This is a genomic window from Pseudomonas sp. NPDC087358 (genome assembly GCF_044900785.1).
Lineage (GTDB): Bacteria > Pseudomonadota > Gammaproteobacteria > Pseudomonadales > Pseudomonadaceae > Aquipseudomonas.
In genome coordinates this window covers 261,878-280,270 of record NZ_JBJDOA010000001.1, presented here as the reverse complement: position 1 = coordinate 280,270, position 18,393 = coordinate 261,878, and the positions used below count along the sequence as shown (strand labels likewise).

Here is an 18,393-nt window from a genome sequence, read left to right as displayed (position 1 = left end):
TTCTGCCGCTGCACGCCAGATCGTCGGCAAGCCTGACTCCCACACCTTCGGCAGCAGCAATCGGCGAATCGCCTGCCTTTGCAATCAAATCGACAAGCCGCTGCTACAACGGACCTCCAACGTTTAAACTGCGCCTTTGCGACGTTATTTGTCGCATTGCCGCAAGCCGCGGAAAAAGCCGGTTTGGCGCTATAACAAGTTGTCGCTTGGCGGCAAGGCCGGACCGAAATCAGTCCTTACAATCCTTCCATCGCTCGCCAGTCCCAGGCAGGCGTTCCTCTTCAGGAGACTCCGATGTCCGTTGAGCAAGTTCCGGTGCAACGTGCCGATTTTGACCAGGTGATGGTCCCCAACTACGCCCCCGCAGCGTTCATTCCCGTGCGCGGCCAGGGTTCCCGCGTCTGGGATCAGTCGGGTCGTGAACTGGTGGATTTCTCCGGCGGCATCGCAGTCAACGTGCTGGGCCACGCGCATCCGGCGCTGGTGGGCGCGCTGACCGAACAGGCCAACAAGCTGTGGCACGTCTCCAACGTATTCACCAACGAGCCTGCGCTGCGTCTGGCGAAAAAACTGGTCGACGCCACTTTCGCCGAGCGCGTGTTCTTCTGTAACTCCGGGGCCGAAGCCAACGAAGCGGCGTTCAAGCTCGCGCGCCGCGTGTCTCACGACCTGTACGGCAGCGAAAAGTACGAAATCATCGCGGCGCTGAACAGTTTCCACGGCCGTACCCTGTTCACTGTCAGCGTCGGTGGGCAGCCGAAGTACTCCGACGGCTTCGGTCCGAAGATCACCGGCATTACCCACGTGCCATTCAACGACCTTGAAGCCCTCAAGGCCGCGGTCAGTGACAAGACCTGCGCCGTGGTGCTCGAGCCGATCCAGGGTGAGGGCGGTGTGCTGCCGGCCGAGCTCGAGTACCTGCAAGGCGCGCGTAAGCTGTGCGACGAGCACAACGCGCTGCTGATCTTCGACGAAGTGCAGACCGGCATGGGTCGTAGCGGCCATCTGTTTGCCTACATGCACTACGGCGTGACGCCGGACATCCTTTCCAGCGCCAAGAGCATCGGCGGCGGTTTCCCGATGGCGGCCATGCTCACCACCGAGAAACTCGCCAAGCACCTGGCGGTCGGCGTCCACGGCACTACCTACGGCGGCAACCCGCTGGCGTGTGCGGTGGGCGAGGCGGTCATCGACGTGGTCAACACCCCTGAAGTGCTGGCCGGCGTCAACGCCAAGCATGACCTGTTCAAGGCGCGCCTGGAGAAGATCGGCCAACAGTACGGCGTGTTCAGCGAAGTGCGCGGCATGGGCCTGCTGATCGGCTGCGTGCTGACCGATGCCTGGAAAGGCAAGGCCAAGGAGTTCTTCAACGCCGCCGAGCACGAGGGCGTGATGATTCTGCAAGCCGGCCCCGACGTGGTGCGTTTCGCGCCGAGCCTGGTGGTCGAGGATGCCGATATCAACGAAGGTCTGGACCGCTTCGAGCGTGCCGTGGCCAGGCTGACCCAGGGTTAACAAACGCCTCACGACCTGTAGGAGCCGGCTTGCTGGCCAAAGCGTCCGTTCAGACACCTCGATGTCGACTGACATGACGCCTTCGCCAGCAAGCCGGCTCCCACAGAGTCGGGGTCTGCATCTGGCATGGCTTCAACCCGCTGATTTGTTTTTTCTTTCTCATGCCGGATTTCGCCGGCCTGTTTTTCTCAAGGAGTGGCACCATGCTGGTGATGCGCCCCGCGCAAATGGCTGATCTGAGCGAGGTCCAACGACTCGCCGCGGACAGCCCGATTGGTGTCACGTCCCTGCCGGACGATGCTGGACGTCTGGGTGACAAGATCGCCGCTTCGGAAGCGTCGTTCGCCGCCGAAGTCAGTTTCAATGGCGAGGAAACCTATTTCTTCGTGCTCGAAGACACCGATTCCGGGCGACTGGTCGGCTGCTCCGGGATCGTCGCCTCGGCGGGGTATTCCGAGCCGTTCTACAGTTTCCGCAACGAAACCTTCGTGCATGCCTCCCGCGAGCTGAAGATCCACAACAAGATCCACGTGCTCTCGCAGTGCCACGACCTCACGGGTAACAGCCTGCTGACCAGCTTTTACGTGCTGCCTGAACTGGTCGGCACCCTGTGGTCGGAGCTCAATTCCCGTGCCCGGCTGTTGTTCGTCGCCAGCCATCCGGAGCGTTTCGCCGATTCGGTGGTGACCGAGATCGTCGGTTACAGCGACGAGAACGGTGATTCGCCGTTCTGGGACGCCATTGGCCGCAACTTCTTCGACCTCAACTACGCAGAAGCCGAGCGCATCTGTGGCCTGAAAAGCCGCACCTTCCTTGCCGAGCTGATGCCGCATTACCCGATCTACGTACCGCTGTTGCCGGACGAGGCCCAGGAGGCCATGGGTCAGGTCCATCCGCGCGCGCAGATCACCTTCGACATCCTGATGCGCGAAGGCTTCGAGACCGATCACTACATCGACATTTTCGATGGCGGTCCGACCCTGCACGCGCGCGTTTCGGGGATTCGCTCGATTGCCCAGAGCCGCGTGGTGCCGGTCAAGGTCGACACGGTCGCCAGCGGTGACGCGGTCAAGGGCGGGCGCCCGTATCTGGTGGCCAATGGTCAGTTGCAGGACTATCGCGCAGTGATGCTGGAACTGGACTGGGTGCCCGGCAAACCGGTGACCCTGAGTCTGGCGGCAGCCGAAGCGCTGGGTGTCGGTGAAGGCGCCAGCGTGCGCGTCGTCGCGGTTTGACAGTTGAGTTTGGCGGTGGCAGCGCACAGGTAACAGCCTGACACCGTATCGCAGATTGGCGAGTTCGCCGGTTTCCCGGAAACCGGCTTGAGGAGAAAGCATGATCGTTCGTCCCGTACGCAGCAGTGACCTACCGGCGCTGATCGACCTGGCGCGCACCACAGGCGCAGGCCTGACCACGCTGCCGGCCAATGAAGAGCGTCTGGCACACCGGGTCGGTTGGGCCGAAAAGACCTTCCGTGGCGAAGCCGAGCGGGGTGACACCGACTACCTGTTCGTGCTCGAAGACGACGATGAGCGCGTGGTGGGTATCTCGGCGATTGCCGGCGCCGTGGGCCTGCGTGAGCCCTGGTACAACTACCGGGTGGGCCTGACGGTCAGCGCCTCTCAAGAGCTGAATATCTATCGCGAAATCCCCACGCTGTTTCTGGCCAACGATCTGACCGGCAACTCGGAACTGTGCTCGTTGTTCCTGCACGCCGATTTCCGTAACGGCTTGAATGGCCGCTTGCTGTCCAAGGCGCGCATGCTGTTCATCGCCGAGTTCCCGGAGCTGTTCGGCAACAAGATCATCGCCGAAATGCGTGGCATGTCCGACGAGCACGGCCATTCGCCATTCTGGGAAAGCCTGGGCCGCCACTTCTTCAAGATGGAATTCAGTCAGGCCGACTACCTCACCGGTGTCGGTAACCGGGCGTTCATCGCCGAGCTGATGCCTAAATTTCCGTTGTACAGCTGCTTTCTGTCGCAAGAGGCGCGGGATGTCATCGGTCGCGTGCACACCAGCACCGAACCTGCGCTGACCATGCTCAAGGGCGAGGGCTTCAGCTATCAAGGCTACGTCGACATCTTTGACGCAGGGCCTGCCATCGAATGCGAAAAGGGCAAGATCCGCGCAGTGCGCGACAGTCAGGCGTTGGTGCTGGCCGTCGGCACGCCGGGCGATGACGCAACGCCGTTCCTTATCCACAACCGCAAACGCGAAGATTGCCGAGTGACGGCTGCCCCTGCACGGTTTGCCGCGGGGACTCTGGTGGTCGATCCGAAAACCGCCAAGCGCCTGCGTCTGAACGCCGGCGATCAGGTCCGTGCGGTGCCTTTGTCCCCAGCTCGGGAGGCCATTTGATGAACACTCTGTATATTGCAGGCACCTGGCAGGCCGGGCAGGGCGAGGCGTTTGAATCGTTGAACCCGGTCTCGCAACAGGTGATCTGGTCCGGGCAAGGCGCGACCGCCGGGCAAGTCCATGCGGCGGTGAAAGCCGCACGTCAGGCGTTCCCGGCTTGGGCGACGCGGACCCTGGAAGAACGTATCGCTGTGCTCGAAGCCTTCGCCGCCACGCTGAAAACTCGCGCGGACGAAATCGCCCGGTGCATCGGCGAGGAAACCGGCAAGCCGCTGTGGGAGTCGGCCACGGAAGTGACCAGCATGGCCAACAAGGTTGCGATCTCGATCCAGAGCTACCGCGAGCGTACCGGTGAGAAGAGCAGCCCTCTGGGTGACGCCACCGCCGTGCTGCGGCACAAGCCCCATGGCGTGGTGGCGGTGTTCGGCCCCTATAACTTTCCGGGGCACCTGCCCAACGGGCATATCGTCCCGGCGCTGCTGGCCGGTAACACGGTGGTGTTCAAGCCCAGCGAGCTGACGCCCAAAGTCGCTGAACTGACCGTGCAATGCTGGATCGATGCGGGTTTGCCGGCAGGTGTCCTGAACCTGGTGCAGGGCGCTCGGGAAACCGGCATTGCCCTGGCCGCCAACACCGGTATCGACGGGCTGTTCTTTACCGGTTCCAGCCGTACCGGCAACTCGCTGCATCAACAATTCTCCGGGCGCCCGGACAAGATTCTCGCCCTCGAAATGGGTGGCAATAACCCGCTGGTGGTGGATGAAGTCGCTGACGTCGATGCCGCGGTCTACACCGTGATTCAGTCGGCATTCATCTCCGCCGGCCAGCGCTGCACCTGCGCCCGTCGCCTGCTGGTCCCACAGGGAAGCTGGGGCGATGCATTCCTGACGCGGCTGGTCGAGGTCAGCAGGACCATCGAGGTGGGTGCCTTCGATCAACAGCCTGCACCGTTCATGGGTTCGGTCATTTCTCTGCACGCCGCCCAAGCCTTGCTCGATGCACAGGAGCAGTTGTTGGCCAATGGCGCTGTGGCGCTGCTGGAAATGACTCAGCCGCAGGCGCAGTCGGCCTTGCTCACACCGGGCATCATCGACGTCAGCGACGTCAGTGATCGCGCCGATGAAGAACTGTTCGGCCCGCTGTTGCAGGTGATTCGCTACGCTGACTTTGATGCTGCGATCGATGAGGCCAATGCCACCCAGTACGGTCTGGCCGCCGGTCTGCTGTCGGACTCGCAGGCGCGTTACCAGCAGTTCTGGCTGCAGAGCCGTGCCGGCATCGTCAACTGGAACAAACAACTGACCGGCGCCGCCAGTACCGCGCCGTTCGGTGGTGTGGGAGGGTCGGGCAACCATCGCGCCAGCGCCTATTACGCAGCGGACTACTGCGCGTATCCGGTGGCGTCGCTGGAGACCGCGAGCCTGGCGTTGCCAGCGAGCCTGACGCCCGGTATCACCCTGAATTAACCCTTACGGGTCATGCAGCGCACGCAGAATGTGCACATAAAAAACAGATCCACGGAGCCTCACCGATGAAATCCTGTGAAGTCAACTTTGACGGTCTAGTGGGGCCGACCCATAACTATGGTGGGTTGTCCTACGGCAACGTTGCGTCCCAGAGCAACTGCCAGCAGGCGTCCAATCCGCGCGAGGCGGCGCTGCAAGGCCTGGCGAAAATGAAAGCGCTGATGGACATGGGCTTCACACAGGGGGTGCTGGCCCCGCAGGAGCGCCCGGACGTTGCCGGTCTGCGCAAACTGGGGTTCAGCGGGACCGACGCACAGGTCATCGAGCGCGCCGCCAGACAGTCCATGCCGTTGCTGGTTGCCAGCTGCTCGGCGTCGAGCATGTGGGTGGCCAACGCCGCCACGGTCAGCCCGAGCGCCGACACCGCCGATGGCCGCGTGCATTTCACCGCGGCCAATCTCAACTGCAAATACCACCGCAGCATTGAGCACCCGACCACCAGCCGGGTATTGGGCGCCATGTTCGCCGACCCGCAGCACTTCGCCCATCACCCGGCGCTGCCTGCCGTTGCCCAGTTCGGCGACGAGGGCGCGGCCAACCACACGCGTTTGTGCCGTGACTATGGCGCGGCGGGCGTGGAGTTCTTCGTGTTCGGTCGCGCAGCGTTCGATAGCCGTTTTCCGGCACCGCAGAAATACCCGGCGCGCCAGACCCTGGAGGCCTCGCAAGCGGTGGCGCGCCTGCACGGGCTGAGCGATGAGGGCGTGGTTTATGCCCAGCAGAATCCTGCGGTGATCGATCAGGGCGTGTTTCACAATGACGTGATTGCCGTAGGAAACGGTGAAGTGCTGTTCTATCACGAAGACGCCTTTCTCAATACCGAGCACATGCTCAGCGAGCTGCAGGACAAGCTCGATCGTCGTGGCGGTCGCTTCCAGGCCATCTGTGTGCCGCGCAGCGAAGTAGCCGTGGAAGATGCCGTGCGCTCTTACCTGTTCAATAGCCAGCTGTTGTCGCGTGCCGATGGCTCGATGCTGCTCATCGTCCCGGAAGAATGCCGCGGCAACGAGCGCGTGTGGAACTACCTGCAGCGCTTGATCGCTGACCAGAAAAGCCCGATCCGCGAGGTCAAGGTGTTCGACCTCAAGCAAAGCATGCAGAACGGCGGCGGCCCGGCCTGCCTGCGTTTGCGCGTGGCGCTCAACGAAACGGAACTGGCGGTGGTCAACCCAGGGGTTATCATGACCGCGCCGTTGTACGACACGCTGACCCAATGGGTGGACAAGCACTATCGCGATCGCATGAGCGAAACCGACCTGGCGGATCCACAGCTGTTGACCGAATGCCGCACGGCACTGGATGAACTGACTCAGCACCTGAAGTTGGGCGCGGTCTATCCTTTCCAAATCAATTGATGCCCCAAGCCCGTCGCGCCTGACCCCAACCGGCGTCAGACAGGCGATGGGTTTGCTTTTATAGAGAGAATTGCTGATATGAGTGACGCCCTGCGTTTGATCCTTGAAGACACCGACGGTACTCAGCTGGAGACCTCCTGCACACGTCTTGCCGTTATCTGGCAGGGCAAGGAGCTGTGGATTCAGCAGGACGGCCGCGGCCAGTTGCTGATCGGCGTTGACGTCGAAGAAGGTGACGCCGAATACGCCAATCTGTTGCTGCGCCCACTGGCCACCAACCTGGTCAGCCTGCAACTGGAAATGGAGCCGGCAGACATGAGCGGCGACGACGAGGCAGACGACGGTCACGTGCACGGCCCTGACTGTAACCACTAAGCAGGAAGTGTCCCCATGCTCGCCCTCGGCAAACTGCTTGAACTGACCCTGGCGGGTCGTGAACCCGCAGAAAAGACTCAACTGACCGTCGAAGGCGTGCGCATGCGCTGGCTGGCCGAGGGTGCGCTGGAAGTCCGGCCGCCGGAGGCGCGCGACAATGGCACCGATCTGCTGTTGTCTGCCGGCATCCACGGCAATGAAACGGCGCCGGTCGAGCTGCTCGACGAGCTGATTCACGCCATCGCCCGAGGCGAACTCAAGCCTCGCGCGCGCATTCTGTTCCTGTTCGGCAACCCCGAAGCGATGCGTCGCGGCGAGCGTTATATCGAGCAGGACGTCAACCGGCTGTTCAATGGTCGGCATGAACAGGCCAGCGGCAACGAAGCGCTGCGTGCGTGTGAACTGGAGCGTCTGGCGGCAAGTTTCTTCAGCCTGCCTGATCGCTACCGCCTGCATTACGACCTGCACACGGCGATTCGTGGCTCGAAGATCGAGCAGTTCGCTTTGTATCCCTGGAAAGCAGGGCGTCAGCATTCACGCCGTGAACTGGCACGCCTGCGAGCCGCGGGGATGGACGCAGTGCTGTTGCAGAACAAGTCCTCCATCGTCTTCAGCGCCTACACCTACGATAAGCTCGATGCCCAAGCGTTCACGCTGGAGCTGGGCAAGGCGCGACCGTTCGGGCAGAACCAGGAGGTCAACCTCACCAGACTCAAGGCTTGTCTGCAGCAGTTGATCGAGGGTTGCGAGGCTGACGGCCACGAGGATCTGGACGGTCTGCAGCTGTTCAGCGTTGCGCGGGAAATCATCAAGCACAGCGACGCCTTCCGCCTCAATCTGGCGGCCGATGTGGAAAACTTCACGCTGCTGGAAAAAGGCTACGTTCTGGCCGAGGATCTGGCCGATTCGCGCTGGGTGGTGGAAGAAGAGGGCGCACGCATCATCTTCCCCAACCCGAAGGTCAAGAACGGCTTGCGAGCGGGGATTCTGATCGTGCCGACGACGGATGCCAGGTTGGTCTGAGGTTACTGATTCAATACCACCCGCTGTAGGAGTGAGCTTGCTTGCGATTGCGATTTATCCGGCACCTCAGTGTTCAAAGGACGGCCGGATCGCGAGCAAGCTCACTCCTACAAGAGCAACCCAATCAGCCCGCCGCTTTCTGCGACTCACCGATACGACGCACTGCACGCAGCTTGGCCAGCGTGTCGGCGCAGGTCTTCGCTGCTTCCTGGCCCTTGTGCACGAAGTGCTCGAAGAAGAACTTCTGATGCTCTTCGCCAGCGTGGAAGTGATGCGGGGTCAAGACCACCGAGAACACCGGCACTTCGGTTTCCAGCTGAACCTGCATCAGCGCACTGATCACCGACTGTGCGACGAACTCATGGCGATAGATCCCGCCATCGACCACCAGACCGGCAGCCACGACGCCACCGTATCGACCGGTATTGGCCAGCAGTTTTGCGTGCAGCGGGATTTCAAACGCGCCGCCTACCTCGAAAAAGTCGATATCGCTTTCGGCATAGCCGTGGGCCGCCATTTCGCTGACAAAGCCCTTGCGCGCCTGATCGACGATATCTTTGTGCCAGCAAGCTTGAATGAAAGCGATGCGCTCGTGAGCGTGAATTGCGGTGGGTTGCATCTGTTCTGACTCCTGTTTAATTAAAAAACAGGGCGCTTTGGATCGAAGGGGATGCCAGGGTACGGTCGACGGTCAGCCGGGCGACAAGCGCGCGTGATGATGCTTCGAGCCGATCCTGTGGTGCCAATCCCGCTCTCTCTTCATCCGGACTATGACCGTCGGCCCCGGAATCCAACCGGGTCTGCTGACCTCGTACAGGAACTCAATCCTGCGCGAGCGCTCGCGGGCTAGACGCTTTGCGCGCCATTACCGCCGGTGGGGAATCGCACCCCGCCCTGAGAACGTTGCCGACGGCATATTTCGTCGGCGTGCAGTTTGTAACACAGATTTTCAGAATGTGCATCGAGCCTTTTTGATGGTTTTCATCAGCTTTTCTTATAAGCAGCGCTTGGAATTGCCGCGCCAAGCCTTGATTATCCCTGGCTCTGGCCTCAAAACCTTAACACTGGCCTCCACACTGGTTTCGAACCACCTTTCAGGGAGCTTCATCGTGACGGTTATCGATCTGCGCAGTGACACAGTGACCCAGCCTACCGAAGGCATGCGCCAGGCCATGGCGCGAGCGCCACTGGGCGACGATGTCTATGGCGAAGACCCGACGGTCAATAAACTGGAGTCGTGGCTGGCCGAGCGCCTGGGGTTTGCCGCTGCGTTGTTCGTGCCCACCGGCACCATGAGCAATCTGTTGGGGCTGATGGCCCACTGCGAACGTGGCGACGAATACATCGTCGGCCAGCAGGCGCACACCTACAAATATGAAGGGGGTGGCGCCGCGGTGCTGGGTTCCATTCAGCCGCAACCGCTGGACAATCAGCTCGATGGTTCGCTGGACCTGGCTCAGGTGGCGGCCGCGATCAAGGCGGACGATTTCCATTTCGCGCGCACTCGGCTCTTGGCGCTGGAAAACACCATGCAGGGCAAAGTCCTGCCGCTGGCGTACCTGCAGGCGGCGCGCGAGCTGACCCGCGAGAAGGGTCTGGGGCTGCACCTGGACGGCGCGCGACTGTATAACGCGGCGATCAAGCTGGGCGTGGATGCCCGTGACATCACCCAGCATTTCGATTCGGTATCGGTGTGCCTGTCCAAGGGGCTGGGTGCGCCGATAGGTTCGGTGCTGTGCGGCTCCCGCGAACTGATCGCCAAGGCCCGTCGCCTGCGCAAAATGGTCGGCGGCGGTATGCGTCAGGCTGGTTTGCTGGCGGCGGCGGGGCTGTACGCGCTGGAGCATCAGGTCGAGCGTCTGGCCGACGACCACGCCAATGCTGCGTTCCTCGCCAAGGCGCTGGGCGAGTTGGGCTTTGAAGTCGAGCCGGTGCAAACCAACATGGTCTACGTGCAGATCGGTGAGCGTGCCGAACAGCTCAAGGCCTTCTGCGCAGCGCGAGGGATAGTCCTGAGCGCCGCGCCACGTTTGCGCATGGTCACGCATCTTGATGCGTCGGCCGCGCAGATGGAGCAGGTGGTCGCGGCATTTGCCGAGTCTGGCAGCCGATAGTCGACCGATAATCCAATTGGCTGCTTCTATCGTACAAAGTCACTGTACCGTGGAAGCAACGCCTATATAATGCGGCCCTTTGCCGTCGCTACGTCGAATGACGTTTTGCACTTGCCTCTGGCCGCAGTTCCCGTGGAAGAACCTATGAAAAGCGCAGAAATCCGTGAAGCCTTCCTTCGCTTCTTCGAAGAGCAGGGTCACACCCGTGTAGCCTCCAGCTCCTTGATTCCGGGCAATGACCCGACCCTGCTGTTTACCAACGCAGGCATGAACCAGTTCAAGGACTGCTTCCTGGGCCAGGAAAAACGAGCCTATACCCGTGCCGTCAGCAGCCAGAAATGCGTACGCGCCGGTGGCAAGCACAACGACCTGGAAAACGTCGGCTATACCGCTCGCCACCACACATTCTTCGAAATGCTGGGTAACTTCAGTTTCGGCGACTACTTCAAGCGTGACGCCATTACCTACGCCTGGACCTTCCTGACCTCCGACAAATGGCTGAACCTGCCCAAGGAAAAACTCTGGGTCACGGTCTATGCCTCGGACGACGAAGCCTACGATATCTGGACCAGGGAAATCGGCGTGCCGGCCGAGCGCATGGTCCGTATCGGCGACAACAAAGGCGCGCCGTACGCCTCCGACAACTTCTGGACCATGGGCGATACCGGTCCGTGCGGTCCTTGCACCGAGATCTTCTACGACCACGGCGCCCACATCTGGGGTGGCCCGCCGGGCTCGCCAGAAGAAGACGGCGACCGTTACATCGAGATCTGGAACAACGTCTTCATGCAGTTCAACCGCACCGCCGATGGCGTGTTGCACCCGCTGCCTGCGCCGTCGGTCGACACCGGCATGGGCCTGGAGCGGGTCAGCGCGGTGCTGCAGCATGTCAACTCCAACTACGAGATCGACCTGTTCCAGAGTCTGCTGGCGGCTTCGGCCAAGGCGATCGGTTGCAGCAACGACAATCAGGCTTCGCTGAAAGTCGTCGCCGACCACATCCGTTCCTGCGGCTTCCTGATTGCCGACGGTGTGCTGCCGTCCAATGAAGGCCGCGGCTACGTGCTGCGTCGCATCATTCGCCGGGCTTGCCGTCACGGTAACAAGCTGGGCGCCGAGGGCAGTTTCTTCTATCAGATCGTCGCCGCCCTGGTGGCCGAGATGGGCGAAGCGTTCCCTGAGCTCACATCCCAGCAGGCTCATATCGAACGTGTTCTCAAGGCCGAGGAAGAGCAGTTCGCCAAGACCCTGGAGCAGGGCCTGAAGATCCTCGAGCAGGATCTGGCTGAGCTCAAAGGCAGCGTGGTGCCGGGCGACGTGGTGTTCAAGCTGTACGACACCTACGGTTTCCCGATGGACCTGACCGGCGACATCGCCCGCGAACGCAACCTGACCCTCGATGAGGCCGGTTTCGAGCGCGAGATGGACGCCCAGCGCGAGCGCGCACGCTCCGCCAGCTCCTTCGGCATGGACTACAACAGCTTGGTCAAGGTGGATGTGGCTACCGAATTCACCGGCTACAGCGCCACCGCGGGCGAGGCGAAAGTCGTCGCTCTTTATAAGGAAGGCGTTGCCGTCGAGCAGTTGAACGAAGGCGAGGATGGCGTGGTCATTCTCGACCGCACGCCGTTCTACGCCGAGTCTGGTGGTCAGATTGGCGACAGCGGTTACCTCACCGCCGGCGATGTCCGTTTCGACGTCAGCGACACTACCAAGACCGGCGGCGCATTCCTGCACCACGGTATTCAAGTGTCGGGCAGCTTGAAAGTCGGCGCTACGCTGAGCACCCAGGTTGCCGCCGAGGTGCGTCAGGCGACCTCGCTGAATCACTCGGCCACTCACCTGCTGCACGCGGCGCTGCGTCAGGTACTGGGCGATCACGTTCAGCAGAAAGGCTCTCTGGTGGACAGTCAGCGCCTGCGCTTCGACTTCAGCCACTTCGAGGCGATCAAGCCAGAGCAGATCAAGGCGCTGGAAGACATCGTCAACGCCCAGGTGCGCAAGAACACCGCGGTCGAAACCGAAGAAACCGACATCGAAACCGCCAAGCAGAAGGGCGCCATGGCGCTGTTCGGCGAGAAGTACGGCGACAGCGTTCGCGTGCTGAGCATGGGCGGTGATTTCTCGGTCGAGCTGTGCGGCGGGATCCACGCCAACCGCACCGGCGACATCGCGCTGTTCAAGATCATCAGCGAAGGCGGCGTGGCTGCCGGCGTGCGTCGTATCGAAGCGGTGACCGGTGCTGTGGCACTGGCCTATCTCAACGGCGCAGAAGAACAACTGAAGGAAGCCGCGAGCCTGGTCAAAGGCAATCGCGACAACCTGCTGGACAAGCTCTCGGCTGTCCTGGAACGCAATCGCCTGCTGGAAAAACAGCTGGAACAATTGCAGGCCAAGGCGGCCAGCGCTGCGGGCGACGATCTGTCGGCCCAGGCGGTGGACGTCAAGGGCGCCAAGGTGCTTGCTGTCCGCCTCGACGGGCAGGATGGCAAGGCGCTACTGGCGCTGGTTGACCAACTGAAGAACAAACTCGGCCGCGCAGTGATCCTGCTCGGCGGGGTGCATGAAGACAAGGTCGTGCTGGTGGCAGGCGTCACCAAGGACCTGACTGGCCAACTCAAAGCCGGTGATTTGATGAAGCAAGCGGCTGCCGCGGTTGGCGGTAAAGGCGGCGGTCGTCCTGATATGGCACAAGGTGGCGGTGTTGATGCCGCAAGCCTGGACGCAGCGCTTGCGCTGGCGGTTCCGTTCGCCGAGCAGGGAATTTAAGTCGACCCACCCGGAACCTGCCTCCTGCAGGTTCCGGCGCTTCGCGGTTTGAATGTTTAACGGGCGCCCTTCACGGGCTGAGGCGGCTTTGAGATGGCTTTAATCGTACAGAAATTTGGCGGCACCTCCGTGGGCTCGGTAGAGCGCATCGAGCAGGTGGCCGACAAAGTCAAAAAATTCCGCGACGCGGGCGATGATCTGGTGGTGGTTCTGTCTGCCATGAGCGGCGAAACCAATCGCCTGATCGAGCTGGCCAAGCAGATCAGCGATCAGCCGGTTCCTCGCGAACTGGACGTGATCGTTTCGACGGGCGAGCAGGTGACCATTGCCTTGCTGGCCATGGCGCTGATCAAGCGTGGTGTTCCGGCAGTGTCCTACACGGGCAATCAGGTTCGCATCCTGACCGATAGCGCGCACAACAAAGCGCGTATCCTGCAGATCGACGATCAGAAGATTCGCGCTGACCTCAAGGCCGGCCGAGTGGTTGTGGTCGCCGGTTTCCAGGGCGTGGACGAAAGCGGCAACATCACGACCCTGGGTCGCGGTGGTTCGGACACCACCGGCGTTGCGCTGGCGGCAGCCTTGAAGGCCGACGAATGCCAGATCTACACCGACGTCGATGGTGTCTACACCACTGATCCGCGTGTTGTGTCCCAGGCCCAGCGTCTGGACAAGATCACCTTCGAAGAGATGCTGGAAATGGCCAGTCTCGGCTCCAAGGTGCTGCAGATCCGTGCGGTCGAGTTCGCCGGCAAGTACAACGTCCCGCTGCGCGTATTGCACAGCTTCAAGGAGGGTCCAGGCACCCTCATTACCATTGATGAAGAGGAATCCATGGAACAGCCGATCATTTCTGGCATCGCCTTCAACCGCGACGAAGCCAAGCTGACAATCCGTGGCGTGCCAGACACCCCGGGCGTTGCATTCAAGATCCTCGGCCCGATCAGCGGCGCGAATATCGAAGTCGACATGATCGTGCAGAACGTCGCGCACGATAACACCACCGACTTTACCTTCACCGTGCACCGCAACGACTATCAGGCGGCGCTGCAGGTGCTGGAAAACACCGCCAGTGAAATCGGCGCTCGTGAAGTCGTTGGCGATACCAAGATCGCCAAGGTCTCGATCGTTGGCGTCGGCATGCGTTCACATGCCGGTGTTGCCAGTCGCATGTTCGAAGCGCTGGCCAAGGAAAGCATCAACATCCAGATGATCTCCACCTCTGAAATCAAGGTTTCGGTAGTGATCGAAGAGAAGTACCTGGAACTGGCGGTGCGCGCACTGCACACGGCTTTCGAGCTCGACGCCCCTCGACAGGGCGAGTAAGCGATTGGCAGGGGGCGCGGTGGATACCGCGCCTTTTGCGTTTCTGACAGGCGCGCGAAGCTGTTCTTTTTTCCGCGCTGGTCAATACTCAAGGCGAAGGCCTGCTGCTGCTGCAGGCTCAGGCTGGTGCCTTTTGGTTTGTGCAGACTGTTGTCCCTGAATTGCAGGTTGAGGAGATAGGTATGCTGATTCTGACCCGTCGGTGCGCGGAGAGTCTGATTATTGGTGACGGTGAAATCACCGTAACCGTGCTGGGCGTCAAGGGTAATCAAGTGCGAATCGGGGTCAATGCGCCCAAGGAAGTGGCCGTTCACCGTGAGGAGATTTACCTGCGCATCAAGAAAGAGAAGGACCAGGAACCAAGCCATTAATTTTTATTGAATTTTTGGTTTGCAAACGGGGAAAAGGGTGGTTATTATACGCCCCGTGTTGCGGAGAGCTGGCCGAGTGGCCGAAGGCGCTCCCCTGCTAAGGGAGTACACCTCAAAAGGGTGTCGGGGGTTCGAATCCCCCGTTCTCCGCCATTATTTGCGTAGTACGTTGTAATCTGGCTTGATCGGTAAGTTGTTGAATTTACTAGAAAAAGTGCTTGACCAGAAGATTTAACGGCCTATAATGCGCGGCAACAAATGCACTCGTAGCTCAGCTGGATAGAGTACTCGGCTACGAACCGAGCGGTCACAGGTTCGAATCCTGTCGAGTGCACCATTTAAGCGTTATTTGTAGCAATACGGATAACGGTTTAAGAAAGAGCCTGGCTTCAACAGGTCTTCGGAAGTACCACTCACTTCCAGAAGTAAAACGCAGTAACCAGAGGTGATCTGGTCTATCAAGCGCCACATGCACTCGTAGCTCAGCTGGATAGAGTACTCGGCTACGAACCGAGCGGTCACAGGTTCGAATCCTGTCGAGTGCACCATAAAACGAAAAGCCCGCATGCAAATGCGGGCTTTTTGCTTTTCTACGGTCTGGTTTTTTCGCGTTTGCCTTTTACGCACCCGTGTTCATCAAAAATCACCTGCCGGCTTCGTCCTTTCTTTGTCTCGTAGATGTAACGTAGCTCAGCGTTACGACCGACTACCTTGTCCGGCTTGCCCAGCAGGCTCTCCACGTCGCGTTTGGTCATGCCCGCAGGCGTCCGTTCATCAATGATCGACTTGCGCCGTTGCTGGGCGCTCAAGATGTTGCCGCAGCCATCGTCGCGTTGCCCGATCACCACCAACTCTTTGTTTGTTTGCGCTCGCGCAGATTCTGCAATCGCAGGCGGCGCCGTGGGGATCGTACCGGGTAACGGGTTATGCGCCCTGTGCAATTTCAGGCTGTGCCCGGGCGGGCAGGCGAGGGTGGTAAAAGTGAGGTTGCCGTGTCCATCCTCGCAACGATTCACCGTTGTCGCAAAGGCGCATGGCGCCAAGGTCAGCAGGGCAGCAACAAAGGTCTTTTGAACGTCCAATGCCATGACAGCGTCCTCCGTGACGGGCGTCAGGGCACACTAGCGAGCAGCAATGGCTCCGGCGAGCGTGTTTTTTTCACTGGATGTGACGTCGTAGCGATAACGACTCGGACAATGCTTAACATTGTGTTGCAAGCGGTTGTTCCACGTTGAATTTTTAACATCCGGCCGCGGCAAGCGGTGTATGATTGCGCCCGTCAGCCCCGCCGGGGCTTGTGGAATACCTCCATGGACTTACCCAGTAGCAACTCAGCATCAAGCTTTACCAATCAAGAATCGACTGATTGATCTCCCGGCGTGCTCCACTGCTGGGAGTGGAGTTCGCCTATGACCGAAATAGAAGTAAAAAAAACGCAGGAAAGCCTTCAGGATCGCCTCGCTCAAGTCGTTGATCTGCTGCAGCGCCAACGTGTAGTCGAGGATCTGACCCATCGTCAGGAAGGCCAGCACCAGGACCGGGTAGAAAACCTGGTCCACCGGCAGAATCTGGTTGAGCTGCAACGCAAGCTCGATGACCTGCACTCCGCCGACGTCGCCTATATTCTCGAAGCGCTCCCGGTTGAAGATCGTCTGACGGTCTGGCAGCTGGTCAAGGCCGAGCGTGACGGCGACATTCTTCTCGAAGTATCCGACTCCGTTCGTGAAACCCTGATCGCCGACATGGACGATCACGAACTGCTGGCCGCTGCCAGGGAAATGGACGCGGACGAGCTCGCCGACCTTGCCCCCGAGTTGCCGCGCGACGTCGTTCACGAGCTGATGGAAGCGCTGGACAGCCAGCAGCGTGAACGCGTGCGTTCGGCATTGTCCTACGACGAAGAACAAGTCGGCGCCCTGATGGACTTCGAGATGGTGACCATCCGCGAAGACGTCAGTCTGGAAGTGGTGTTGCGTTACCTGCGGCGGCTCAAGGAGCTGCCCGGCCACACCGACAAGCTGTTCGTGGTCGACTCCGATGGCGTGCTCAAGGGTGTCTTGCCGATCAAGCGTCTGCTGGTCAACGACCCTGAGAAGCAGGTTGCAGAAGTCATGGCCAGCGATTCGGTGACTTTCCACCCGGACGGCGATGCCTATGAAGCGGCCCAAGCGTTCGAACGTTACGACCTTATTTCCTCGCCGGTGGTGGACAAGAACGGCAAATTGATCGGCCGTCTGACCATCGATGAAATGGTCGACCTGATCCGTGAGGAAAGCGAAACCGAAGTGCTCAACATGGCCGGTCTGCGCGAAGAAGAAGACATCTTCGCCTCGGTCTGGCGCTCGCTGCGTAACCGCTGGTCGTGGCTGGCGGTGAACCTGATCACAGCCTTTATCGCCTCCCGGGTGATCGGGCTGTTCGAAGGATCGATCGAAAAGCTGGTGGCGCTCGCGGCATTGATGCCGATTGTCGCCGGCATCGGCGGCAACTCCGGTAACCAGACCATCACCATGATCGTTCGGGCCATGGCGCTGGACCAGGTCAGCACCGGTAATACCTCGCGCCTGATGCGCAAGGAGCTTGGCGTGGCATTGGTCAACGGCCTGGTGTGGGGCGGGGTGATCGGCATTGTCGCCTACCTGCTCTATCACAGCTGGTCATTGGGTGTGGTCATGACCGCGGCGATGACCCTGAACCTGCTCCTGGCTGCCTTCATGGGCGTATTGATCCCCATGACCCTGGCGCGCTTCGGACGAGACCCGGCCATGGGTGCCAGTGTGATGATCACCGCCATGACCGACAGTGGAGGGTTCTTCATCTTCCTCGGGCTGGCGACGATCTTCCTGCTCTGAAGCTGCCTGAGCAGCCAAAAAAACCGCCTTCGCTGGCGGTTTTTTTTAGCCGATTTCGTTGATGAGCCAGCTTGCAGCAGCGCGCATCCGGGAGAACAAGCGTCCCTACGGAAGGTAGCTGGCGCGCAGCAATAGCACCTCAGGCCCGGGCATCACCCAAGCCGCAACCCTGAGCGGGCACAAACGGCTGGCCGGATGAATCACGCGCACAAAAAAGCCAGCTCGTGGCTGGCTTTCAAGTCTCTGGCAGTCGGGACTTATTCGTCGTCGTTTGCCAGGCTGGTGTCGTGCGCGATCAGGGAAATCAAAGCGTTCTGCTGGCGGTGGGCCAGCTGGCGGAAGCGTTGCAACAGCTCGCGTTCGTGCAACGACAGCTCAGGGCTGTCAAGACGCAGCTTTGGTTCATTGCCCAGCGCGCCTTCCTGAATCAGGCTTTGTTCAAGACGCGCAATGATTTCAGAGTTCATGCTGCGATGGTTGTCCTTGGAAACATCCGCGATTTGCTCGCGCATGCCTTCAGGGAGACGGACAACGAACTTGTCAGCTGTGCGACTGGAATAATTGGCCTGTTTCATAGGGCTCATATATTTAACCGATTTAGTTCAAAGGGGGGGCGGTTCTTGCATTAGGCCGCGAGATGTCATCGTCTGACTGTCATTTTGGCAAAATGTTCAACCGGCCAACATAAAGGTCCGTCATCATGCATCAGTTCCGCCGGAACCTTGGCGTCAAATCTGTGACAAATATTGAACTAGATAAAGGCGTATAGCCAGCACCAATTATCAGAAATGCGTTCTGGTTAGCAA

Annotated in this window: 15 protein-coding genes, 3 tRNA genes and 1 riboswitch; of the genes, 15 read left to right on the top strand and 3 right to left on the bottom strand. The window is 60.3% G+C overall.

Annotated features, from left to right (window positions below; translation table 11 throughout):
• Positions 1-294: 294 nt before the first annotated feature.
• The 7 genes from ACI2KS_RS01230 to astE all read left to right on the top strand — a co-directional run bounded on the left by ACI2KS_RS01230 (position 295) and on the right by astE (position 8,155).
• A complete protein-coding gene (locus ACI2KS_RS01230; protein WP_404616577.1) occupies positions 295-1,515 on the top strand; it encodes an aspartate aminotransferase family protein in 1,221 nt (406 codons plus the stop codon).
• Positions 1,516-1,718: 203 nt separating this feature from the next.
• On the top strand, positions 1,719-2,750 hold the full coding sequence (gene aruF, locus ACI2KS_RS01225; protein ID WP_404616576.1) for an arginine/ornithine succinyltransferase subunit alpha: 1,032 nt from the start codon (positions 1,719-1,721) through the stop codon (positions 2,748-2,750).
• Positions 2,751-2,850: 100 nt separating this feature from the next.
• Complete coding sequence (astA, locus tag ACI2KS_RS01220; protein ID WP_404616575.1) at positions 2,851-3,876, top strand: arginine N-succinyltransferase; 1,026 nt, start codon at positions 2,851-2,853, stop codon at positions 3,874-3,876.
• Complete coding sequence (astD, locus tag ACI2KS_RS01215; RefSeq protein ID WP_404616574.1) at positions 3,873-5,342, top strand: succinylglutamate-semialdehyde dehydrogenase; 1,470 nt, start codon at positions 3,873-3,875, stop codon at positions 5,340-5,342. Before astA ends, astD begins: the two co-directional genes overlap by 4 nt.
• A 65-nt stretch (positions 5,343-5,407) precedes the next feature.
• The gene (gene astB / locus ACI2KS_RS01210) at positions 5,408-6,757 is read left to right on the top strand and encodes an N-succinylarginine dihydrolase (RefSeq protein WP_404616573.1); all 1,350 of its coding nucleotides are present in this window, start codon (positions 5,408-5,410) and stop codon (positions 6,755-6,757) included.
• Between the two features lie 78 nt (positions 6,758-6,835).
• A complete protein-coding gene (locus ACI2KS_RS01205) occupies positions 6,836-7,132 on the top strand; it encodes a topoisomerase II (protein WP_404616572.1) in 297 nt (98 codons plus the stop codon).
• 15 nt (positions 7,133-7,147) lie between these two features.
• Positions 7,148-8,155: a succinylglutamate desuccinylase gene (gene astE, locus ACI2KS_RS01200; RefSeq protein WP_404616571.1), complete on the top strand. Its 1,008-nt coding sequence runs from the start codon at positions 7,148-7,150 to the stop codon at positions 8,153-8,155.
• 124 nt (positions 8,156-8,279) lie between these two features.
• Here the strand turns inward: astE and ACI2KS_RS01195 are convergent, their stop codons facing one another.
• On the bottom strand, positions 8,280-8,774 hold the full coding sequence (locus ACI2KS_RS01195) for a 6,7-dimethyl-8-ribityllumazine synthase (RefSeq protein WP_404616570.1): 495 nt from the start codon (positions 8,772-8,774) through the stop codon (positions 8,280-8,282).
• A gap of 127 nt (positions 8,775-8,901) precedes the next feature.
• Positions 8,902-9,061, bottom strand: a riboswitch (FMN riboswitch).
• Positions 9,062-9,264: 203 nt separating this feature from the next.
• Between ACI2KS_RS01195 and ltaE the strand changes: the two genes are divergently transcribed.
• The 7 genes from ltaE to ACI2KS_RS01160 all read left to right on the top strand — a co-directional run bounded on the left by ltaE (position 9,265) and on the right by ACI2KS_RS01160 (position 15,283).
• Positions 9,265-10,269: a low-specificity L-threonine aldolase gene (gene ltaE / locus ACI2KS_RS01190; RefSeq protein ID WP_404616569.1), complete on the top strand. Its 1,005-nt coding sequence runs from the start codon at positions 9,265-9,267 to the stop codon at positions 10,267-10,269.
• Between the two features lie 144 nt (positions 10,270-10,413).
• Positions 10,414-13,038: an alanine--tRNA ligase gene (gene alaS, locus ACI2KS_RS01185; RefSeq protein WP_404616568.1), complete on the top strand. Its 2,625-nt coding sequence runs from the start codon at positions 10,414-10,416 to the stop codon at positions 13,036-13,038.
• Positions 13,039-13,131: 93 nt separating this feature from the next.
• A complete protein-coding gene (locus ACI2KS_RS01180; protein ID WP_404616567.1) occupies positions 13,132-14,364 on the top strand; it encodes an aspartate kinase in 1,233 nt (410 codons plus the stop codon).
• Between the two features lie 182 nt (positions 14,365-14,546).
• The gene (gene csrA / locus ACI2KS_RS01175) at positions 14,547-14,735 is read left to right on the top strand and encodes a carbon storage regulator CsrA (protein ID WP_020290522.1); all 189 of its coding nucleotides are present in this window, start codon (positions 14,547-14,549) and stop codon (positions 14,733-14,735) included.
• Positions 14,736-14,797: 62 nt separating this feature from the next.
• Positions 14,798-14,888: transfer RNA gene (locus ACI2KS_RS01170), tRNA-Ser, on the top strand.
• 107 nt (positions 14,889-14,995) lie between these two features.
• Positions 14,996-15,072 (top strand) — tRNA-Arg (locus ACI2KS_RS01165).
• A gap of 134 nt (positions 15,073-15,206) precedes the next feature.
• Positions 15,207-15,283: transfer RNA gene (locus ACI2KS_RS01160), tRNA-Arg, on the top strand.
• Between the two features lie 42 nt (positions 15,284-15,325).
• Here the strand turns inward: ACI2KS_RS01160 and ACI2KS_RS01155 are convergent.
• Positions 15,326-15,823 (bottom strand): DUF4124 domain-containing protein, encoded by a 498-nt coding sequence (locus ACI2KS_RS01155; protein ID WP_404616566.1) that lies wholly within the window; start codon positions 15,821-15,823, stop codon positions 15,326-15,328.
• 321 nt (positions 15,824-16,144) lie between these two features.
• On the opposite strand from ACI2KS_RS01155, the gene mgtE reads away from it, so the two are divergent.
• A complete protein-coding gene (gene mgtE, locus ACI2KS_RS01150) occupies positions 16,145-17,587 on the top strand; it encodes a magnesium transporter (RefSeq protein ID WP_404616565.1) in 1,443 nt (480 codons plus the stop codon).
• Positions 17,588-17,844: 257 nt separating this feature from the next.
• Here mgtE and ACI2KS_RS01145 read toward each other — a convergent pair whose 3' ends face one another.
• Positions 17,845-18,171 (bottom strand): Arc family DNA-binding protein, encoded by a 327-nt coding sequence (locus ACI2KS_RS01145; RefSeq protein WP_404616564.1) that lies wholly within the window; start codon positions 18,169-18,171, stop codon positions 17,845-17,847.
• Between the last annotated feature and the right edge of the window lie 222 nt (positions 18,172-18,393).